The sequence below is a fragment of the Flavobacterium amnicola genome (assembly GCF_004122165.1).
Lineage (GTDB): Bacteria > Bacteroidota > Bacteroidia > Flavobacteriales > Flavobacteriaceae > Flavobacterium > Flavobacterium amnicola.
Genome location: NZ_SBKO01000004.1, coordinates 1 through 19,800 on the forward strand (window position 1 = coordinate 1; position 19,800 = coordinate 19,800).

The 19,800-nt window shown below is 32.6% G+C and carries 22 protein-coding genes and 3 tRNA genes; 19 read left to right on the plus strand and 6 right to left on the minus strand.

The genetic code is table 11. The features are described from left to right. The 10 genes from EQG63_RS09315 to EQG63_RS09360 all read left to right on the plus strand — a co-directional run. On the plus strand, nucleotides 1–634 hold a 634-nt coding region (locus EQG63_RS09315; protein ID WP_206733265.1), incomplete at its 5' end, for a hypothetical protein. Continuing rightward, a complete protein-coding gene (locus EQG63_RS09320) occupies nucleotides 631–1,131 on the plus strand; it encodes a hypothetical protein (RefSeq protein ID WP_129436108.1) in 501 nt (166 codons plus the stop codon). The genes EQG63_RS09315 and EQG63_RS09320, both read left to right, overlap by 4 nt. A gap of 161 nt (nucleotides 1,132–1,292) precedes the next feature. After that, nucleotides 1,293–2,141 carry a DUF4238 domain-containing protein gene (locus EQG63_RS09325; protein WP_129436109.1) on the plus strand — a complete coding sequence of 283 codons (849 nt, stop codon included), beginning with the start codon at nucleotides 1,293–1,295 and terminating at the stop codon, nucleotides 2,139–2,141. A gap of 202 nt (nucleotides 2,142–2,343) precedes the next feature. Further along, a complete protein-coding gene (locus EQG63_RS09330) occupies nucleotides 2,344–2,949 on the plus strand; it encodes a hypothetical protein (RefSeq protein WP_129436110.1) in 606 nt (201 codons plus the stop codon). Nucleotides 2,950–3,121: 172 nt separating this feature from the next. After that, nucleotides 3,122–3,670 carry a hypothetical protein gene (locus EQG63_RS09335; protein ID WP_129436111.1) on the plus strand — a complete coding sequence of 183 codons (549 nt, stop codon included), beginning with the start codon at nucleotides 3,122–3,124 and terminating at the stop codon, nucleotides 3,668–3,670. A 178-nt stretch (nucleotides 3,671–3,848) separates the two neighbouring features. Continuing rightward, complete coding sequence (locus EQG63_RS09340) at nucleotides 3,849–4,367, plus strand: hypothetical protein (RefSeq protein WP_129436112.1); 519 nt, start codon at nucleotides 3,849–3,851, stop codon at nucleotides 4,365–4,367. A 171-nt stretch (nucleotides 4,368–4,538) separates the two neighbouring features. Further along, nucleotides 4,539–5,063 carry a hypothetical protein gene (locus EQG63_RS09345; protein WP_129436113.1) on the plus strand — a complete coding sequence of 175 codons (525 nt, stop codon included), beginning with the start codon at nucleotides 4,539–4,541 and terminating at the stop codon, nucleotides 5,061–5,063. A gap of 173 nt (nucleotides 5,064–5,236) precedes the next feature. Next, nucleotides 5,237–5,497, plus strand: a complete 261-nt coding sequence (locus EQG63_RS09350) for an RNA methyltransferase (protein WP_129436114.1) — start codon at nucleotides 5,237–5,239, stop codon at nucleotides 5,495–5,497. A 229-nt stretch (nucleotides 5,498–5,726) separates the two neighbouring features. Beyond that, nucleotides 5,727–6,494 (plus strand): DUF1796 family putative cysteine peptidase, encoded by a 768-nt coding sequence (locus EQG63_RS09355; protein WP_129436115.1) that lies wholly within the window; start codon nucleotides 5,727–5,729, stop codon nucleotides 6,492–6,494. Between the two features lie 87 nt (nucleotides 6,495–6,581). After that, the gene (locus EQG63_RS09360) at nucleotides 6,582–7,034 is read left to right on the plus strand and encodes a dihydrofolate reductase family protein (RefSeq protein WP_235827828.1); all 453 of its coding nucleotides are present in this window, start codon (nucleotides 6,582–6,584) and stop codon (nucleotides 7,032–7,034) included. 103 nt (nucleotides 7,035–7,137) lie between these two features. Here EQG63_RS09360 and EQG63_RS09365 read toward each other — a convergent pair whose 3' ends face one another. From EQG63_RS09365 to EQG63_RS12395, 3 genes are read right to left on the minus strand one after another with little or no spacing between them, the layout of a single operon-like run. Then, nucleotides 7,138–7,818, minus strand: coding sequence for a hypothetical protein (locus EQG63_RS09365; RefSeq protein WP_129436116.1), 681 nt, complete (start codon nucleotides 7,816–7,818; stop codon nucleotides 7,138–7,140). Nucleotides 7,819–7,853: 35 nt separating this feature from the next. Further along, the gene (locus tag EQG63_RS09370; RefSeq protein ID WP_394343568.1) at nucleotides 7,854–10,316 is read right to left on the minus strand and encodes a TonB-dependent receptor; all 2,463 of its coding nucleotides are present in this window, start codon (nucleotides 10,314–10,316) and stop codon (nucleotides 7,854–7,856) included. 3 nt (nucleotides 10,317–10,319) lie between these two features. Next, on the minus strand, nucleotides 10,320–12,011 hold the full coding sequence (locus EQG63_RS12395) for a M23 family metallopeptidase (RefSeq protein ID WP_129436118.1): 1,692 nt from the start codon (nucleotides 12,009–12,011) through the stop codon (nucleotides 10,320–10,322). A gap of 187 nt (nucleotides 12,012–12,198) precedes the next feature. On the opposite strand from EQG63_RS12395, the gene EQG63_RS09380 reads away from it, so the two are divergent. The 3 genes from EQG63_RS09380 to rny all read left to right on the plus strand — a co-directional run bounded on the left by EQG63_RS09380 (nucleotide 12,199) and on the right by rny (nucleotide 14,570). Further along, a complete protein-coding gene (locus EQG63_RS09380) occupies nucleotides 12,199–12,489 on the plus strand; it encodes a hypothetical protein (RefSeq protein WP_129436119.1) in 291 nt (96 codons plus the stop codon). 8 nt (nucleotides 12,490–12,497) lie between these two features. After that, the gene (locus EQG63_RS09385) at nucleotides 12,498–12,794 is read left to right on the plus strand and encodes a cell division protein ZapA (protein ID WP_129436120.1); all 297 of its coding nucleotides are present in this window, start codon (nucleotides 12,498–12,500) and stop codon (nucleotides 12,792–12,794) included. A 213-nt stretch (nucleotides 12,795–13,007) separates the two neighbouring features. Then, nucleotides 13,008–14,570, plus strand: coding sequence for a ribonuclease Y (gene rny / locus EQG63_RS09390; protein WP_129436121.1), 1,563 nt, complete (start codon nucleotides 13,008–13,010; stop codon nucleotides 14,568–14,570). Nucleotides 14,571–14,887: 317 nt separating this feature from the next. Here rny and EQG63_RS09395 read toward each other — a convergent pair whose 3' ends face one another. After that, nucleotides 14,888–15,868 carry an FKBP-type peptidyl-prolyl cis-trans isomerase gene (locus EQG63_RS09395; protein ID WP_129436122.1) on the minus strand — a complete coding sequence of 327 codons (981 nt, stop codon included), beginning with the start codon at nucleotides 15,866–15,868 and terminating at the stop codon, nucleotides 14,888–14,890. Between the two features lie 78 nt (nucleotides 15,869–15,946). On the opposite strand from EQG63_RS09395, the gene EQG63_RS09400 reads away from it, so the two are divergent. From EQG63_RS09400 to EQG63_RS09410, 3 genes are read left to right on the plus strand one after another with little or no spacing between them, the layout of a single operon-like run. Continuing rightward, complete coding sequence (locus tag EQG63_RS09400; RefSeq protein WP_129436123.1) at nucleotides 15,947–16,336, plus strand: RNA-binding S4 domain-containing protein; 390 nt, start codon at nucleotides 15,947–15,949, stop codon at nucleotides 16,334–16,336. Then, nucleotides 16,323–16,904, plus strand: a complete 582-nt coding sequence (locus tag EQG63_RS09405) for a methyltransferase domain-containing protein (protein ID WP_129436124.1) — start codon at nucleotides 16,323–16,325, stop codon at nucleotides 16,902–16,904. Before EQG63_RS09400 ends, EQG63_RS09405 begins: the two co-directional genes overlap by 14 nt. Before the next feature lie 9 nt (nucleotides 16,905–16,913). Beyond that, entirely contained in the window at nucleotides 16,914–17,411 is a 498-nt protein-coding gene (locus EQG63_RS09410) for a phosphoribosyltransferase domain-containing protein (RefSeq protein ID WP_129436125.1), read from the plus strand. Here EQG63_RS09410 and EQG63_RS09415 read toward each other — a convergent pair. Then, nucleotides 17,403–17,921: a shikimate kinase gene (locus EQG63_RS09415; protein WP_129436126.1), complete on the minus strand. Its 519-nt coding sequence runs from the start codon at nucleotides 17,919–17,921 to the stop codon at nucleotides 17,403–17,405. The genes EQG63_RS09410 and EQG63_RS09415 overlap by 9 nt on opposite strands. Nucleotides 17,922–18,049: 128 nt before the next feature. Here EQG63_RS09415 and EQG63_RS09420 point away from each other — a divergent pair. The 3 genes from EQG63_RS09420 (at nucleotide 18,050) to EQG63_RS09430 (ending at nucleotide 18,355) form a co-directional block, all read left to right on the plus strand. Continuing rightward, nucleotides 18,050–18,122, plus strand: a tRNA-Lys gene (locus EQG63_RS09420). Nucleotides 18,123–18,161: 39 nt separating this feature from the next. Further along, nucleotides 18,162–18,234 (plus strand) — tRNA-Lys (locus EQG63_RS09425). Between the two features lie 38 nt (nucleotides 18,235–18,272). Continuing rightward, nucleotides 18,273–18,355: transfer RNA gene (locus tag EQG63_RS09430), tRNA-Leu, on the plus strand. 227 nt (nucleotides 18,356–18,582) lie between these two features. Here the strand turns inward: EQG63_RS09430 and EQG63_RS09435 are convergent. Next, on the minus strand, nucleotides 18,583–19,734 hold the full coding sequence (locus tag EQG63_RS09435) for a lycopene cyclase family protein (protein WP_164974492.1): 1,152 nt from the start codon (nucleotides 19,732–19,734) through the stop codon (nucleotides 18,583–18,585). Nucleotides 19,735–19,800: the final 66 nt, after the last annotated feature.

Sequence of the window (19,800 nt, forward strand, 5' to 3'; positions counted from 1 at the left end):
AACAGCGGTTTCACGAAATGGCGGGCTGTTTAAATACCTCATGTTTTTTCTTCACGAAAAAACATTAAATTTAACCGAAAATAAATCGTCCGCTAAATCGCCACTTCGTGAAGCCGGCGGGACGTTAACTGCCATTTTACCAAAAAAAAAAAAAACGAAAAACGAAAATATGAAAAAAGGATTAAAAATTATTGGAATTATTTTAGGAGTTATTGTTTTAATTATCGGAATAATTGGATTTATTGGTTGGAGAAAAATGCAGAAATTTAATTTGCTTCAAGAACAAGCCAATTATATTATGGAAAATTTAGACAATCCAAATATTGGCGAAAAATTTCCAGCTAAATATTTTCCAAAAGAACAACTTGAACCAATTATTGGAGGAATAAGACAAAACTGTGATTGGAAAAATAAAGATGGAAAATTCGTGGATTTTTTCACTGAAAAAAATATAGGAGGAATTGACCAAACTGCATTTATTTATGAATACTATATGAAATGTGATAGTTTGAGATTTATTCTATCATTCAATACCGAAAATGAACCAGAATTAATGGGATTTAAATTCGAGCCAATCGAAACAGAAAATCCAATGATTTTATTTCCCGAAAAGCAATTAAAGAATAGAAAATGAAAATATTACCAATTGAAAAGTTAACTCTAATTACTGAATTGTCAAAATCCAAAGTAATTGAAGAGTTGAATTTAAACATAAGACCAAAACAGAATTTTGGATTTGGAAATAAAAATGTAGAAAGCGGAAAGAAATTCGAAGGAAATATATTTGGTGATAATTTTAATGTTACAAGAATTATAAATTACAAAAATTCATTTCTTCCTGAAATCAATGGTAAAATAATTGAAAAACTAAACGGAACAGAAATTGAGGTTGAATTAAAACCAGCGGGATTTGTTATGGGTTTTATGATACTTTGGTTTGGTGGAGTTTCATTTGGATTTATTGCAACCCTAATTGGAGCAATTATTGGAGAAGGTCCAATTTATGCTTGTATAATTCCATTATTTATGTTGCTTATGGGATTTGGAATGTCGAAATTTGGATTTTCAACAGAAAGTGAAAAATCTAAAAAGGATATAATTGAAATATTACAAGCAAAAGTAAAGAAATAAAAAAACGGCAGTTAACAGCAGTTTGCAAAAATGGCGGGTTTTGGGCTTAATTTAAAGTTGGTTTTGTACTTGCAAAGTCAGTTAAAAACCGAAAGTTTAGGCTTCCTTAAACCGCCACTTCTGCAAGCTGCGGAACGTTAGCTGCTATATTTCAGAACTTCATGGCAAAATTTCAACATAAAAATGACCACCATACAACTCCAAGATGTTATCTGAAAAATTTTTCAGATGACGGAACGTTTATTTATAGAAAATTAAAGCAAAAAAAAGATTTTGGAAAAGAAAATCTTGATTTAGAAAAACCTCTTTCTCTTAAAAGTGCTACAGTAAATGATAATTTCTATACGGTAAAAAAATCAAACGAACCTATGGTGGTTGAAACAATTTTTTACGATTTTGAAGTAGAAAATCATTACGAGAAACTATACAAAAAACTTATCTGTGAAGATTCAGAGATAATCATAACAATAGAAGAGAGAACACGCCTATTAATGTTTCTCCTTTCATTACATTGCAGAACTCCAAAACAATTTGATTTATTCTTCAAAAATATTCCAAAAGAACTTGAACACGAAATGGATATTATTAAAGAAGAATACAAAGCTGGACATATTGGAAAAACCTTGATCGAGTTTACAAAAAAACATGAATACAAAATATTCAAAGTCGCAAAATTATCAGATAGCTCTGAATTTTTAACTAGCGATAATCCATTTCTAATTGTTGATGAAACTGGACATTTAAAAAACATGGATTTCAGAGAACAATTCAATGAAGAAAACAAATTCATAATCCCAATAGACAACAAGCGTTGCATTATTATGACTAATGCAAACGATAAAAACGGTATTCCAATCAGCGGAAAGGTTTTTTATAACAAAATTGAAAGGATGAATGTTGATTGCAATTTTGCACAATTCATTAATTTCTTAACCATAGAAAGCGCCGAAAAACAAATATTTGGTTCAGAAAAATATTTAAAAACATTCTTCAGTTTTGTCAAAATTTAAATAATACAGCAGCTAACAGCGGTTTCACGCAATGGCAGCATAATTGCAAAATTCATGTATTTCTTTCGCAAGAAATATTATCTTAGCAGAAAGAACTCAGTCCCGAAGTCTGCCACTTCGTGAAGCCGGCGGGACGTTAGTGGCAATTTAACATACAGCAACAGCCATAAAAGAGAACAGAATACTAAAAAGAAAATATATTATGAGTAGTGGTTATGATTTAAAAGATATTGCTGAATTTTATTCAAAAAAAACTGATTCTCAATTAATAAATACTGCAACGGAAAAAGCTCATGAATTAAGACCTGAAGTTTTAGAAATAATTGAAAACGAAATTAAAAAAAGAAACTTAAATCCCAATATTTTAGAAGGAGCAAAAGCAGCTCAAAAAAGAGAATATTCAATCGAAGAAGTAACAGAATTATCTCAAAGATTGAGAAGTCTACCGTGTCCGTTATGTGGAAATAAAACTGCAAAACTCAATGCAACAATTATGTACACTGCAAAAAGTTTCATATTATTTTCAGTTTTCAGAGAAGAACCAATAATTGGTTGTCCAGATTGTTTAGATAAAAAAAATGAAGAATCAATAATCTCAACAGCTTTGTTAGGATGGTGGGGATTTCCTTCAGGAATATTAAAAACTCCATTTTACATTTATAATAACATTAAAGAGAAAAAAAAGAATAGAATTTCTGAACCAAATGAAACTTTACTCGGGTTTACAGTAGAAAATATTGGACAAATAGTAGCTTATAAAGATGATTCAGAAAAACTAAAACAAATAATCATGTTTGTGAAAAAATAAACTGCCACTAACAGCGGTTTCATGAAATAGCGAAAGCTGTTTAAGCCGGTTACCAATTTTCCGCTGCAAAATCTTATATTAGCAGAAACAAATCAGTCACGAACTTCGCTACTTCATGAAGCCGCAGGACGTTAGTGGCAAGCTTACAGCAGAAACTTAAAAACATAACCTCATGAAGTTTAAATCATTCAAATTATTTATTACCCTTTGTGTTTTAATTATTAATGTTAACTGCAAGAACAAAAAATCTGAAAAAAAAATTGAACAATTTTACTTTGATAAAGTTGAACATTATTCTACAGATAATAAATCATTAATATCTTTGTCAATTAACAAAAAGCATTACAAAAACTTAGATGAAAACGAAAAAAAATATCTAAAAATTCTTGAAACCAATTTACCTGCAAAAAATAGTGATACTACATTTGTATCGGAACTCCAAAATCTAAACTTTAAAAAAGTAACAGTTGAAAATTCGAATATAAAGATATATAGAGAGATTTTTGCCTCTGAATTTTGTAATGAAATGCAAGAAAATGCTTGCGCACCAATTTATCGTGATATTTATGTATTTAGAAATAATAATAAAATTGTTGGAATAGCAAAAATCTGTTTTAAATGCCAAATTATAGATTTTACAAGTGAAAAATATAATTGGGAAAGATATGGTGAATGTGAAAGTTTAAACAAATTAGAAAATATAAAAAAAGCCAGCCACTAACAGCGGTTTCACGAAATGACGAGAAGCTTAAATGCCACATGTTTTTTCTTCACGAAAAAACATTAAATTTAACCGAAAAAAATCGTTCGCTAAATCGCCACTTCGTGAAGCCGCCGAACGTTAGCGGCTATTTTGGACTAAAATTTGCTCATAAATATTCAACAGAAATAATTACCAAATGAAATTGAAATACTTATTTATACTTTTTACGCTTTTAATTATCCCTAATAGCTTATTTAGTCAAACTAAAACTCCATTCTTAATTAACGATGAGCTTTTTGAATTACCTGGAAAATGGGAAATGCTTGGAAAAGTAGAGAAATCAGGACAATATGGTTTTAACAATAAAAAAAACAAACTTACCCTATTAATTTCTGTTCGAAAAACAGAAAAATTTGAATTTTACTCTAAAGATTTAAGTGAACTTGATTTTTTAAATAAGTTCTATACTTGGGAATCTGAACATTGGTTAAAAGATGACAAGAAAATTGAAGTAGAAAAAATAGAACTAAATGAAACTGAAAAATATATCATTTGGAGGTTAAAAATCATTGACCAAAATATTGAAAGTTTTATATTGAGCGGAGTAAGGAATAGCAGATTAATTGGAATTAGTTTATCCGATAATAACAAAAAAGAACCGAAAAGTAGAAGCGAAAAAACTGAGTTTTTAAAGGACCTTTATTTTAAAAAATAAAAACAGCCGCTAACAGCGGTTTGGCGCCATTGCTAGTAAATCGTCCGTCGGAAACCTAACGGTTTCCTCAAACCCTTCCCTACTCAGAAAAAATTTCGTAAATTGCCGCAACGGCGCCAAGCGCGGGAACGTTAGCTGTAAGCATACCTAAAAAGACGAAAAAAAAATTCAATGAAAAAAATTAAGTATATATTTCCATTATTTTTTTTTATTATAATAAGTTGTAATAATGTAAAAGAAAGTAAAAAAATGCCTCTGTTTAAATTTGACGAAGTAGAACATTATTCTACAGGAAAGAAAGACACAATTTTTTCGAATATTAACAGAAAAAAATATAAAAATCTAACTAATGATGAAAAACTTTATTTAGATTTTGTGGCTGGTAATATTCCAACCAAATTAACTGACAAATCTTTTGTTACAAATCTTAAGAAATTAAAATTCAAGAAAAGAATAATTGACAAATCAAAACTTGATGATTTAAAAGAAATATTTAGCGAAGAGTTTTGTGATGAACTTCAGTTTACTGCTTGTAGCCCGATGTATAGAGATATTTATATTTTCAAGAAAAACAATCAGATTATTGGGATTGCAAAAATTTGCTTTGGATGTGGAATTGTTGATTTTACAAGCAATGACTATAATTGGATTCGATTTGGTGAATGCGATAGTTATAATCGGTTGAAGAAAATTTAAAAATAATGCCTACAGCTAACAGCGGTTTCATGAAATAGCGAGAGCTGTTTAAGCCGGTTGCCGATTTTCCGCTGGAAAATCTTATATTAGCAGAAACAAATCCATCATAAACTTCACCACATCTTGAATCCAGAGGGAAGTTAGCGGTAAGAAATTAAACCAAACCGAAAAATATGGCTTTCTACGAAAATACAGTTCAAAGAATTAGGGAATTCTTCCAGAGAAAGAACGCTGAGTTTTACGAAAAAAAAATGTTTAGCGGAGTTTGCTTCATGGTAGACGATAAAATGTGTTGCGGAACACATATTGACAAAGAAAGCGGTGAAGATTTTTTGCTTTGTAGAATTGGTGAAGAAGTTTACTCAAAAGCACTAGAAATGGAAAACGTGATTCAAATGGAATTTACTGGAAAAGCAATTAAAGGAAGAGAATAATAAAACAACTATTAACAGCGATTAGCTGCCATTGCTGGTTTCCGTTTAAACGGTTGCCAATTATTGTTTCGTCTGTTCGTATTTCCTGTTCGACTCCGTTGAAAATTAGCTATCTTTGCAAAAAATTTCAAATCACGAAAACGCAGCGGTAGTAATACCAGCGATCATTGTGTAATTCGCAACTGACAATCTTGAAATAAGTTGGTTGAAAATTCAAATAAAGTATCTAATGAAAAGAAAATTAAAAAAATCATTAAAAATGTTTTTGCCTTATGGAATTGTTGCTTTGCAAGAAAAGCATAAAGACTATAAAGTTAAGAAAGAAAAAGAATACGTTTTTGATGTTATTTTTAGCCTTGGAAATGCTTGTCGTCCAGCCTATCACTTACAAAAACATCAATTACGGTTTTGTGCAAACCCTTTAGACTGGATGATGTCCTATTCTTTGGACACAGTCATTCATTTGTATCAAACAAAGTTTAATGATTTTTTCCTTGATTATGTAGAAGTTCCACAAAAAATGGATTGGTTTACTGATGTTAAAAATAATGTCACTTCAATTCATTATCCTGAAATTGGAACCGACAATAAAGAATTTAACATAAAAATGAAAAATCGGTTTGAAATAGCAAACAAGAACTTAATTAAAGCGAATAAAATCGGTTTTATTTGTAATCGAAATGACGATCAAATTGCTTTTTCTGATTTTTTAAAAAAAATGGGTGAAATGTATTCGGGCGAAATAACGCTTATACATATAAAACATAATGAAGAAATAGATGGAATTCGTACTCCTATTAAATGTAGTAAGACAAAAATATCGGAAAGACTAAAGTTAATTGAATATGAATTTAATGACGTTCACGAAAACGGAAACGACAAAATTAACAATCCCGATTTTTGGCACGGAAATGTTCGTATTTGGAATAGTATTGTTGGAAAAATTGCTGTAAGACAAAACTTCATCTCTTATTTATTAAAAAGTGAAAAAGTATAAAACTTTGGAATGTAGATTTTAGTGACTTCAATAGTATTTACGGAATTGAATTTGAAGAAATCCAACACAAAATCAAATCACTACCATATGAGAAAGATAATTGCAGCAATTAACACAACCCTTGACGGAATTTGTGATCATACGGCAGGTGTTCCTGATGAAGAAATACACCAACATTACACAGAATTATTACAAGAAGCCGATGCCATACTCTACGGTAGAATCACTTATCAATTGATGCAATATTGGCAAACACTGATAAAAAACCCTTCGGGTGAAAAATCGATGGATGACTTTGCGATGGCTATAAACAACGTTCCTAAAATTGTTTTTTCGCATAGCCTTACCACAACCGATTGGGACAGCGCTACCATGTCGAATCAAACTATAGAAGAAACTGTTTTAAAACTCAAGCAACAAGACGGCGCTCCCATTTTTGTGGGGAGTCGAAGTTTAATTATACAGTTAATGAGACTAAATTTGATTGATGAATACCAACTATGTGTTCATCCTGTTGTGGCAGGAACTGGGATGCCTTAATTTGAAAATATTCAAGAAAGGACCATTTTCAAACTTATAAAAACGAAAACTTTTAGTGGTGGCGCTATAATTCTTTACTACGAACCACAAGAAAAGAAAAGTGTTATTTAACTGGTGAAAACTCCACCGATTTCCAATCTTCAGAAAGGTTTACCGAAAAATAATGCAGTTTATCTTTTTTATCAAATTCACCGTTTTTATTAGCATCTTCAATAGTACGGAAGTACACTTTATTGGTGTTTTCAATAAAATTCCAATCGATTAATTCTTGAACGTCAGGAGAAATTTTGGTAAAATTCTTGCCCATATCCGTACTCAAATACAAGGATTTTATATCATCGGAATCTACTTTTAAATCTTGATTCGTGTCGGCATCTGCCAAAACATAAACAATCATTTTTTTCGATTTCAAATAACTCATTCGCTCTATCATTAGGACTTTATCGGTCAAAACATGAAGGGAATCTTCTCCTACTTTTTGAAATTTAACATTGCGCAAATACCCAGTAACTTCTTCTTCCAATGAATTTGAAATAGTAAAATTTGCTTTGTCTTCGTATCCATTTTTTTTCATCTCCCCCACGCGCAAATCGCCAATTACATAAAGCAACACATTTGAATTTTGAAATTGCAAAGGCAAATCGGCTATTTCTAATCTTGAAGTGTCTTTCTTAATTTCAACTTTTGGCGCGGTGGAATCATATTTAACTTTTGGTTTTGGTTCTTCCTTACAACCAACCAACAATGTCAAAAATGGAACTATATATAGTGAAACGTTTTTCATAGTGTCGAATTTATATCAAATATACCAATTTCATTTTACAACTTCACATTCAATTTTACACTAAAAACTCGTGAAGTCAAATAATTCGGAACGCCATATTGCGATTTGGTATATACATCACGCACCCAAGTATTGGTAATCGCATTTTGGTTGTCAAACAAGTTGAAAATTTCCAAACCAAGTGCTAATTCTCTAAAATTATTCAACCAATTTCCTTTTTCTTTAGCCCTTGCTCTATCGGTAAACACATACGAAAAACCAGCATCGGCACGACGATAATCACGCAAACGCAATTGGTATTGATACGGATCAGCATATGAAGGAGACCCACCCGGCAAACCAGTATTGTACACCAAATTCAAATACATTTTTAGAGCCGGTAAATTGGGAACATAGTCTTGAAAAAGCACTCCAAATTTCAATCGCTGGTCGGTTGGTCGCGCAATAAAACCTCTATTATCGATATTTTCTTCCGTTTTAAGATAACCAAAACTCAACCAAGATTCGGTTCCAGGCACAAATTCACCGTTAACACGTAAATCCAATCCTTGTGCATACGCTTCAGCATTGTTGTTGGCTTGGTAACGAATACGAACATTATCCAAAGTATAAGAATTCACATCAGTCATTGACTTATAGTAGGCTTCCGAAACCAATTTGAAAGGTCTTCTCCACATTTTAAAACTATAATCACTTCCGATTACAAAATGAACCGAAGACTGTGCCTTGACATTGGGTTGCACGACTCCGTTGGCATCACGTAACTCTCTATAAAAAGGCGGCTGATGGTACATTCCTCCTGAAATTCGGAATAAAACGTCTCTCTTCCAACTAGGTTTAATCGCAAATTGTGCTCTTGGACTAATCGTCATCTGGCTTTTACCATTAATCGCATCGCCACTTACTTGCCATTGATGTCCTCTGACTCCAATATTGGTAAAAATCTCATGATCACCCCATTTCGAACGGCGATTCCATTGGGCATAACCTGAAAATCTATTAATATCGGTATAATTAATCGCTCTAACATTGCTGTATGGAACTAATGGACCAGTATAAGAAGTATAAGGTTGTTCATTTACCGGGACATCAAGAATTGGATTGTTTAACGAAAAACCTGCCGAATCGACTACTTCCCATTCTCTGATACGATCACGAATACTTTCTCTAGTATATTTAAAACCCCAATCAATTTGTGTTTCATTTTTTTTATGATTCCCTTTCACTTCAGCATTAACAATCAAAGCATCCAAATCATTTCTGGCATGCGTTAACTGAGAACCAACACCTCTTGAATATTCTACTTCGCCAAAATTTTCATCTCCTAAATTGGAATTGACTTCTCCCAAACGATAATCGGCCAAAATATCAAAATACTCTTGTTCTATAGTATGATACGTCGACAAAATAAATTTGAAGTTCGTATTTTCATTCAAATTATAGATTGATTTTACCGCCCCAAAAAAAGTATTGTATCGGTCTTTTTCTCTTCCTTCATAATTGACCAACAAAGCGATTGGTTCATTAACCGTTCCGAAATTCGTTTGTCGTGTTAAAGGTTGATAATCGTATTTATTTTGCGAAATATTTCCTAAAAATCCGAATTGCCATTTGGTGTTTGGCGTAAAAGTGACATAGGACTGTACATCGGCAAAACGAGGACGGAAGTTGGTTTCGGTTTGTTGACTATTCACTAACAAACTATTATCACGGTAACGAACCCCTGTTATGGCGGACCATTTTTGATTTTTGGACACATTATCCATAGAAATGCTTCCACCCAAAAAACTTGCTTCTAAAGTGGCGCCAAATTTTGATGGTCGACGATAGGTAATATCCAAAACGGAAGATAATTTATCGCCATACTTCGCTTGAAAACCTCCAGCAGCAAAATCGATGTTTTGAACCAAATCGGAATTCGTAAAACTCAATCCTTCTTGCTGACCAGAACGCACTAAAAAGGGACGATAGACTTCAATTTCATTTACATAGACTAAATTTTCGTCATAATTTCCACCGCGAACCGCATATTGGGTACTTAGCTCGTTATTTGCATTTACACCGGGAAGTGTTTTTAAAATATTTTCTACACCTGCATTCGCTCCTGGAATTAAACGAACTGCTTTGGGTGAAATAGTAGTCACTCCTTCTACCCTTTTGTTTCGATTATTATTAATAACTACTTCACCCAATTGCTCGGCAGTACTTTTCAGCACAATATTAAACTCATAATCTTCATTAGGTTTCAGCTCTAAAGTTATAACAGCCGCTTTTAAAGAAAGATGTGAAAACTTTAAATTCGATTTCACATTGCTCGGAATTGTTAAAATATAAAATCCGTTCGCGTTAGATTGTGCGTTTCTGTCTTGAAAAGTAACATTTACATTTTCTACAGGCTGATTGTTTTCATCAAGAATAATCCCTTTTACTCTGGCGGTTTGTGCAAAAGTCACAAAAGAAATAAAACTTAAAAATAAGGTGATTTTGGTCTTCAAAATGTTTTATTTGGTTTTTATAAAATATGATTCAAAAGTAGTAGAATTTCCCATATTATCCTTTACAATAATTTTAAAATCATTTCTACCGTTTATAAATATATCATCAGATAAATAATGCGTTAATCGATTCAGCTTGGTTTCGTACTCCATTAATATCCATTTATCATTTAAATAAGCATTATACTCTTTTATACCTGACAAATCATCGGAAATAGAAATTTTAACTGTTTTTTGTTTGTCTAAAGTGTCGCCTTCTTTAAAATTGGGATTATAAATTTTAGGCGCAGTTTCGTCTTTTGCTAATAGGAATTTTCCTAATTTTTTCACTTTTATAGAAAACGTATTTTCTTTTTTAAATGTTGCATTGTATTCAATTTTTCCATCATCTACATTGGCAATAAACATTTTTTCCCTTGCATCCATTGGAATAGTAGTAGCGTCATAACTAATCGTAATTGGATTATTCATGGCAATGAATTCATCATTAAGAAACAATTCGTCATTGATTACATCAAATTTGACATAAAAATCTTCATAAAAAGTATTCTCAGGAATGAATATCGAAAAATTATCTTTGGCATAACTGTGCTCGTTCAAACATTTTAAAAAATAAGGCGTTTTGTTTACTTCCTTGTGTTCTGTTACGGGAAGTTCTCCGAAGGTAATAGGAATATTAATCGTATTTTCATTTCCGTGAAAATCATGCACCACAATTTTATAATTCATGGTAAGATTGTTCGAAACATTTAAAATTCCTTGATTTTTCATGGTTTTAATAATGCTTTGAGGATAAATATATCCTACAAAGAGCTTCTGATACCTTTGTCTAGTTTCTTTGTACTTTGGATAATCTATAAAGCAATTGATATGTTTGGTTTCATCAAACGAAAAAGTATCAAATTCATAACCATAATAAGGCACTCCGTTTAAAAAGGCTTCCAATTTAAAAATTCCGTTTTTACCGTAATTAAAATCAGAAATATCATGCGCATTTAAACCAAATCCAATTTTCCCGTTGGCTACAATTTTTCCAGCCAAAAAAGTGCCGTCAGGTTGCAGTGTTAGTGGAATATTGACAGGTTTTTCGGAACCATTCACATTGGAAGTATCTCCAAAAGAATAGGCCATCAATCCACTGATAATTGGTGCTTTCGTATCTTTAACTTTTTCATTATAACCAAAGAAAAAAGGATTAATCACAAATTCCGATTTTGTATCCCGAATTTCGAAATGCAAATGAGGTCCGCTTGAACCACCCGTATTTCCGGTATAACCAATTAACTCGCCTTTTTTGACAGGAATTTCGTCGGCTTTTGGTCGAATTTCAATGGTGTAACTTTTCTCAGCATATTGTGTTTCAACGGCAATTTTTTGAATTTTGGGTGCCATACTTTGCAAATGAGCATACACCGAAGTAAATCCGTTTGGATGATCGATGTACAAACATTTTCCATATCCGAATAGGGAGACATTAAGTCTAGAAATGAAACCATCTGCCGTTGCATAAACTGGAAAACCTTCCTTTTGTTGGGTTCTAAAATCGATACCCGAATGAAAATGATTGGGACGCAGTTCTCCGAAGGAACCTGCTATGTTTAAAGGGATATCTAAGGGTGAGCCAAAATAATCTTTTGGATATTTATCTTGGGCAAATCCAACTGCGGAAACTAAAATAAAGGCGTATATAAATCTCATAAAAAACATTTGTGCTAAGATAAAGAATTTGTTTTATAAATAATTACTCACAAAGCAACTTGCTAACACAAACATTATTAAACATTTAAACTAAAAACGAATAAATATTATTTTTTTTAACAAACCTATTGCTATAATTAAATAGAAAAACTAACTTTGTGAAGTTATGTAATGAATTTTTATTCCAATGAGCGAAATAAAAGGAATAGTTGATTCTCTTGAAGTTAAGTTTCAAATGCTTTTCAAAAAAATGGAAAGTCTACAACAAGCAAACAACGAGTTGAGTATGAAACTAAAATATTCTGAAGCAATTATTCAGAACCAAAAAAAAGAGATAACTCAATTAAAATCTGATTTCGACTCGATAAAAATAACCAATTCATTACTTGGTAGTGACGAATATAAGAGAGATACAAAACTCAAAATAAATTCATTAATTAAAGAAATAGATTATTGTATTGCCCAACTTTCTGATTAGAAAGCATAATGAGTGAAAAACTGAAAATTAAAATATCAATTGCCGACCGCGTTTATCCATTAACGGTAGACCCGAGCCAAGAAGAAGGACTAAGAAGTGCTTCGAAAAAGATTGATGCTATGATCAAGCAATTTGAACAAAGTTATGCTGTGCGTGATAAGCAAGATGTATTAGCCATGTGTGCTTTGCAGTTTTCCGCACAAGTAGAGCAAAAACAAATAGACAAAGCTACTGTAGAGGTAGAAACTTTGTTGAAACTCGAAAAAATGAATGAAATTTTAAGTGAATATCTTAACGATAAATAACAAATACGTTCTTTACATACACTAAAAATACTACCTACATTAGTACTTATTTGATAAACTCAACACTAACATTTTAAAATGGGTAAATCTTCAATACTATAGCAAGCCTTTAAGTAGGAAGCTTGAACATTGAGTTAACCCAAAACTTGTCTAATCGAGTTTATACATTTCTTCTAATGTAGGTTTTTTTATACACAAATATTAAAACAAATTATGGACATTTTACTAATCATTATTGCCGCAATAGCTGGTATAGCAGGAGGTTTCGGAATAGCAAAGTACCTAGAAAAGAGCAACGTTTCTAATCTGGTTAAAAACGCTAAAAAAGAAGCGACTTCTATTCTAAAAGACGCCAATCAAGAAGCAGAAAACATTAAAAAAGATAAAATTCTTCAAGCTAAAGAAAAATTTATCGAGCTAAAAGCAGAACACGAACAAGTAATTTTAACTCGTGATCGCAAAGTAGCCGAAGTGGAAAAAAGAGTGCGTGACAAAGAATCACAAATTTCGAACGAATTGGCTAAAGCGAAAAAAATAAACGACGATTTTGAAGCCAAAACAGCAGAATACACCGCTAAAATCGAAAATTTAGAAAAGAAAACTGTTGAAGTTGAAAAAATGCACAAAAGCCAAGTAGAACAACTAGAAGTTATTTCTGGTCTTTCTGCCGACGAAGCAAAAGAACAACTGATCGAAAGTTTAAAAGCAGAGGCTAAAACCAATGCAATGGCGCACATTCAAGACACCATTGAAGAAGCAAAACTTACCGCTCAACAAGAGGCTAAGAAAATTATCATCAGCACTATTCAACGTGTAGGTACAGAAGAAGCAGTAGAAAACTGTGTTTCTGTATTCAATATCGAATCTGATGATGTAAAAGGTCGTATTATTGGTCGTGAAGGAAGAAATATCCGTGCTATCGAAGCCGCTACCGGTGTAGAGATTATTGTTGATGATACGCCAGAAGCAATTATCTTATCTTGCTTTGACCCTGTTCGTCGTGAAATTGCCCGTTTATCGTTACACAAATTAGTAACTGATGGACGTATTCACCCAGCACGTATTGAAGAAGTGGTTGCCAAAACAACCAAACAAATTGAAGAGGAAATTATTGAAGTAGGAAAACGTACCGTTATCGACTTAGGAATTCACGGATTACACCCTGAATTGATTAAAGTGGTTGGTCGTATGAAATACCGTTCTTCTTACGGACAAAACTTATTACAACACTCTAGAGAAGTTGCCAAACTTTGTGGTATTATGGCTGCCGAATTAGGCTTGAATGTAAAACTAGCCAAAAGAGCTGGTTTACTTCACGATATTGGAAAAGTACCTGATACTGAAAGTGATTTACCTCACGCTTTATTAGGAATGCAATGGGCAGAAAAATATGGTGAAAAAGAAGAAGTATGCAACGCTATTGGAGCGCACCACGACGAAATAGAAATGAAATCATTGATTTCGCCAATTATTCAGGTATGTGATGCGATTTCAGGAGCTAGACCAGGCGCTAGACGTCAAGTATTGGATTCTTACATTCAACGTTTGAAAGATCTGGAAGAGATTGCTTACGGATTTGGCGGCGTAAAAAGTGCTTATGCTATCCAGGCGGGTCGTGAACTTCGTGTGATTGTAGAGAGTGAAAAAGTATCGGACGATATGGCTTCTAAATTATCATTTGATATCTCTCATAAAATTCAAACCGAAATGACGTATCCTGGTCAAGTAAAAATTACGGTAATTAGAGAAACTAGAGCCGTAAATATTGCGAAATAACGGTTTTTAAACATAGATGAAACAAAAAAGCTGTCTCACAACGAGACAGCTTTTTTTTGCGCTAATAACCCAATAAAACATATAGGCAAACAAAAGAACAAACATTCCTTTTTTATATAAATATCTTTCGCCTACTGGATGGATTAATATTTAGGCATACTTTTATACATCCAATCAAACATCAGCCTTAAATAGCAGCTACAACTCAATTTAAATTCCAGCAATGGCATTTCAAAATATCAACAGGTAACTACCAGCAATAAAAAAGCCGTCTCAAATTTGCAATGAAACGGCTTGGTTTATCTAATTTTACCTAGTTATTGGCAATTTTTATCTAAATATTTTCTTTTTCGCATTGGATCTGTAGTATTGCCTGAACAATCTGGTGCGTTCTCAAAACTATAATAGCCTCCAGTAGGGATTTTCAACTCATAACTCGTTAATTTACCATCTCCATCATCATCAATATCAAAATAATTTGCAATTCCATCTCCATCAGTATCATCATCATAATAACTTCCGTCACCATCGATATCCTCATACCTAGTGTCAATATGATCAAAATCATTATCCACGTGATTGATTCTCTTTAACGAAAAGGTAAATATTAGTGGTGAATAAGCCGGAATAGTACTTAATGGAGTAGCATAATAACCAAGTCCTGAAGGCAAAAACATTACACCTGCACCAAAATCATTATAAGTAAATTGATTGTTAGAAGGATTTACTGTATACCCGCCTGGTTTAAACAAAGGAAATATTTTTTGCCAGCCTTCAATTAAAGAGTTAGTACCTTTTAAAACAAACCAAACCGGGTTTAAAAGTTTAGAATCAAACGTTTGATTTTCTTCAAAACTTTTATCATTACTATAATTGGACTTTTTATTCAATAGCATTCCACGGTAATTTACCAACACAGAATCTACCACAACTGGGTTTTGCTGCTCAGGTCCATCTCCTGCACCTTCACGGAATTGAATATAATATACTTTATAATTGACACCATTACTCTTTATCATTTTAGTTTTTAGCATATCATTTGCAGTATATACAGTTCTAATAGATTGTGATGCATCAATTGGAGTAGGCAATTTAGAAAAAACAACATCTTCGTAATTATTTGCTGCCGAAGCTGTCATCTTATATTCATCTAGGAATTTTTCAATCCCACCTTTTTCTAATCCATATTGCACATCATAAGGCATAATAAATGTAGAAGTCGGCTGATCCTCCTTCTCACAAGTAAAAGCAGAAAACAAAACAATCGAAAGCAATAATGTAAACTTTAAAAAACGCATATTAATCTATAATTTAGGTGTGCAAGATACAATTTTGATTTATTTTTGTTTGAATTTTAACTTAGTTTTTTAATTTCTATGCGAATTGACAAATACCTCTGGTGTGTGCGTTATTATAAAACCCGAAACATGGTCACCGAAGCCTGTAAAAAAAATCATGTTACGGTTAATGGACAGGTAGCAAAACCTTCTAAAGAAGTCTTTCCTGGTGATAAAGTCACTTTTCGCAAAGATCAAATTACGCAAATCATCACCGTGCTTGATGTTCCTGCCAATCGTGTTGGCGCCAAGTTAGTTGACATGTATCGCAAAGATGAAACTCCGGCAGAATCGTTTGCCCATCTTGAAATGTTAAAACTTGCAAAAGAGCATTACCGCAAAACAGGAGTTGGAAGACCAACCAAAAAAGACCGACGTGATTTAGAGGATTTTGAAACCGATTTTGACACCAACGATGAAATTGAATAGCAACTATTGGCAAATCAGATACCAAACCGCTGAAATTGGATGGGATGCTGGAAGAATTACAACACCATTAAAAGAATACTTTGACCAAATTGAAAATAAATCCATTCGGATTTTAATTCCGGGTTGTGGTAATTCCTACGAATTTGAATATCTTTTAAATAATGGCTTTACTAATGTTTTTGTTTTGGATTATGCGGAAGCTCCCTTAGAAAACATCAAAAAAAGAGTTCCTAATTGCAAAGACAATCAGATAATTTTCGCGGATTTTTTCGAACATCAAGGCGAATATGACCTAATAATTGAACAAACTTTTTTTTGCGCTTTAGATCCTGAATTGCGAGTAAAATATGTCGAAAAAATGCATTCCCTACTTTCCAAAAAAGGAAAATTAGCCGGCTTATTATTTCAATTTCCGCTAACCGAAGTCGGACCACCCTTCGGAGGCTCAAAAGAAGAGTATATTAAACTATTTTCAGATACTTTCGAAATTAAAACACTAGAAACCGCATATAACTCGATAAAACCGCGTCAAAAAAACGAACTGTTTTTTATCTTTACCAAAAAATAACAACACACAATGAACCACAACATCATCTTAAATCATCAAGAAATTGAGTTTAAAATCAAACGTATTGCCTTTCAAATTTATGAAACGTTCATTGATGAAAATGAAATTATTATAGCTGGAATAAATGGAAATGGAAGCATTTTTGCCGAAAAAATAGCTGCAGTTTTACAAACCATTTCACCAATTAAGGTGATTTTATGTGATGTCATTATTGATAAAAGAAATCCAAAAAATCCAATTAGTACTTCAATCCCTGCCGAAAAGTATCAAGACAAAGGATTGATTTTGGTGGATGATGTTTTAAATTCAGGCACAACCTTAATTTATGGTGTAAAACATTTTTTAGAGGTACCACTAAAGAAATTTAAAACCGCCGTTTTAGTAGATAGAAATCATAAAAAATATCCAATTAAAGCCGATTTTAAAGGAATTTCATTATCCACTTCATTATTAGAGCATGTACAAGTTGTGTTTGAAAGCAACAACGATTATGCCTACTTAGAGTAACATTTTCTTAATTTCTTCCACGACATCGGTTGGCGATTTATCATCCACTGAAATGACATGTTTGCATTGATTGTAATAAAAACCACGATCAAACAAATGCTTGGCTATAAATTCGTGCATTTCGGTGGCATCTAAATCTTTTACTAAAGGTCGTTTCTTTTTATTGATAGAAAGTCTTTCGACTAAATTGGATACACTAGCCTTCAAATAAATTGAAATAACTTCTTCCTGCTGCAATATTAAATGATTATTTGCATAACAAGGAGTACCGCCACCAAGACTTAAAACATATGACTCATTTTTTTGAATTTGCTTGACAAATAGTTCGTGTTCAATTCTCCTGAAATAAATTTCTCCTTTTTCAGAAAACAATTCAGAAATCGATTTTTGAACTTCATTTTCGATCAAAAAATCCAAATCATAAAACGGAAACAAGATTTTTTTGGCTAATAATTTGCCAATTTCTGTTTTACCCGAACCCATATAACCTACTAAAACTATTTTCTTCATTCTTCTAAAAGCCTATAAATAAACGCATTGAAAGCAATCTCTAAAAAAAGACAAATTTATCATTAATTTAGTTTGAAATGTTAAAAATAAGGTATTATATTTGCACCCGCATTAAGGAAATGATTTTAGACTTGGTAGCTCAGTTGGTAGAGCACATCACTTTTAATGATGGGGTCCTGGGTTCGAGCCCCAGCCAGGTCACAAAAATGACATTTTAAAAAATTATTTTCCTTAAAGCACGACTTGGTAGCTCAGTTGGTAGAGCACATCACTTTTAATGATGGGGTCCTGGGTTCGAGCCCCAGCCAGGTCACAAAAGTCAAACAGTAATGTTTGACTTTTTTTATTTCCGGCCACGTGGAGAAACGGTAGACTCGCCATCTTGAGGGGGTGGTGCTCGTAAGGGCGTGTGGGTTCAAATCCCACCGTGGTCACATTTGAAATTAAAAGGAAGACAGCCAGTGGCTGTCTGGTAAAAACACCAATCATTCATGGTGTTTTTTTTATATATTTTCAAAGCGAAGCTTTGTTGGGAAAGACAAAGTCAATCCCGCCGTGGTCACATTTACTTCGTACGTTCGCTTCGTTCGGGCGAAATTAAAAGAAGGACTACCAGTGACAATCAGGTATAAAAAACACCAAATTTACTTGGTGTTTTTTTTTAATTAACCTCAAAAAAAAAATATTTGACTAACGCTTTGAGAAAAGGTATTTTTGGACAGGCCCATATGATTTCAAGCTCTTCCATAAATGTTGATTCTTCATCCAAAAAACGTAAAATTTTATCGGGAGCAACTTTTGTAAACATTTCAGAAAAAATTTCCTTACCCAATTCATTATTCTGATACAGTACCGAAACAAAAAGCGTATCATAAAATAAAAACCGATTGCTTTTTTTAAAATTTCGAAAATCGACTGTGTCCTGTTGTAGTGTATTTACTAATCGTTTGGCTTGTTTGGTCGCATTTTTAAACGTATAACCCGTACTGGCTTTTGTCCATCCTCCTGCCGTTCCAATATGCAAAATTCGTTGGGTGTTATTTTTCCAAAAAGGATAAGCTGTCATAGGAATAACGCCTCGCTCTTTTGCAATTACCTCAAAATCTAGAGCTCCTTTGTTTAGTATATAATTCTTGATTTCTTTTTCATACTCATTATCTTTCAATTCATTCGGAGAAAATAAAGTGTATTCTACTAAAGCTTCAGTTGCTGAAAAAGGCAATACATACATAAAACGAGTATTCTCATTTTGTGAAACCGAAAAATCCATAAAATGAACACTATCCGGAGAAAAAACAGGTGCTTTCGTTTTCACAAACCAACCTATAAAATGTTGTTTCAATAATGGATATTTAGTTTGTGATGTCACTGCATCAATAACCGAAACGGCATTAAAAAAATATTCTGAAACAAAGGTTTGTGACGGAGTGTTCACAAAAACTTCTGCTCCATTATCCCGAAAAGAACATACTTTATCCTTAACAAAAACTATATTTTTATTGTCTTTTAATACAGGAATTATCTTGCTATAAAACGATTGTGATTCCAACATTTTATATCTTAATTCTTCAGACAAACATTCTTTTTTATGATTTTCAGTTAGAAAAAAAGCACTTTCCCATTGCTTCCTTACTAAAGGATCCCAATTTCCTTTTCCTTTTTCCCAAAAACACCAAGTTCTATCGTTAGTATCTTTAGTTTCGGGCTCTATTATTAATATAGATTTCCCGACTAGAAAATTATTTTGCATCATTTCGTGCAAAACAAGTAAACTAGATAATCCTAAGCCAGAAAAGATATAATGGTATTTCACTTTAAATATTTTAACAAATATAACGAATTGCAAAAAGAATTGAATAAATTTGTTTAACCAAAACAC

What these genes read in the sequence shown, in the direction of transcription:
- EQG63_RS09365 (WP_129436116.1), bottom strand. Translation starts at nt 7,818, where the DNA reads ATGAAAAACGTTTCACTATATATAGTTCCATTTTTGACATTGTTGGTT.
- EQG63_RS09340 (WP_129436112.1), top strand. Translation starts at nt 3,849, where the DNA reads ATGAAATTGAAATACTTATTTATACTTTTTACGCTTTTAATTATCCCT.
- EQG63_RS09345 (WP_129436113.1), top strand. Translation starts at nt 4,539, where the DNA reads ATGAAAAAAATTAAGTATATATTTCCATTATTTTTTTTTATTATAATA.
- EQG63_RS09330 (WP_129436110.1), top strand. Translation starts at nt 2,344, where the DNA reads ATGAGTAGTGGTTATGATTTAAAAGATATTGCTGAATTTTATTCAAAA.
- EQG63_RS09415 (WP_129436126.1), bottom strand. Translation starts at nt 17,921, where the DNA reads ATGAAGAAAATAGTTTTAGTAGGTTATATGGGTTCGGGTAAAACAGAA.
- rny (WP_129436121.1), top strand. Translation starts at nt 13,008, where the DNA reads ATGGACATTTTACTAATCATTATTGCCGCAATAGCTGGTATAGCAGGA.
- EQG63_RS12395 (WP_129436118.1), bottom strand. Translation starts at nt 12,011, where the DNA reads ATGAGATTTATATACGCCTTTATTTTAGTTTCCGCAGTTGGATTTGCC.
- EQG63_RS09395 (WP_129436122.1), bottom strand. Translation starts at nt 15,868, where the DNA reads ATGCGTTTTTTAAAGTTTACATTATTGCTTTCGATTGTTTTGTTTTCT.
- EQG63_RS09380 (WP_129436119.1), top strand. Translation starts at nt 12,199, where the DNA reads ATGAGCGAAATAAAAGGAATAGTTGATTCTCTTGAAGTTAAGTTTCAA.
- EQG63_RS09355 (WP_129436115.1), top strand. Translation starts at nt 5,727, where the DNA reads ATGAAAAGAAAATTAAAAAAATCATTAAAAATGTTTTTGCCTTATGGA.
- EQG63_RS09335 (WP_129436111.1), top strand. Translation starts at nt 3,122, where the DNA reads ATGAAGTTTAAATCATTCAAATTATTTATTACCCTTTGTGTTTTAATT.
- EQG63_RS09405 (WP_129436124.1), top strand. Translation starts at nt 16,323, where the DNA reads ATGAAATTGAATAGCAACTATTGGCAAATCAGATACCAAACCGCTGAA.
- EQG63_RS09400 (WP_129436123.1), top strand. Translation starts at nt 15,947, where the DNA reads ATGCGAATTGACAAATACCTCTGGTGTGTGCGTTATTATAAAACCCGA.
- EQG63_RS09385 (WP_129436120.1), top strand. Translation starts at nt 12,498, where the DNA reads ATGAGTGAAAAACTGAAAATTAAAATATCAATTGCCGACCGCGTTTAT.
- EQG63_RS09350 (WP_129436114.1), top strand. Translation starts at nt 5,237, where the DNA reads ATGGCTTTCTACGAAAATACAGTTCAAAGAATTAGGGAATTCTTCCAG.
- EQG63_RS09325 (WP_129436109.1), top strand. Translation starts at nt 1,293, where the DNA reads ATGGCAAAATTTCAACATAAAAATGACCACCATACAACTCCAAGATGT.
- EQG63_RS09320 (WP_129436108.1), top strand. Translation starts at nt 631, where the DNA reads ATGAAAATATTACCAATTGAAAAGTTAACTCTAATTACTGAATTGTCA.
- EQG63_RS09360 (WP_235827828.1), top strand. Translation starts at nt 6,582, where the DNA reads ATGAGAAAGATAATTGCAGCAATTAACACAACCCTTGACGGAATTTGT.
- EQG63_RS09410 (WP_129436125.1), top strand. Translation starts at nt 16,914, where the DNA reads ATGAACCACAACATCATCTTAAATCATCAAGAAATTGAGTTTAAAATC.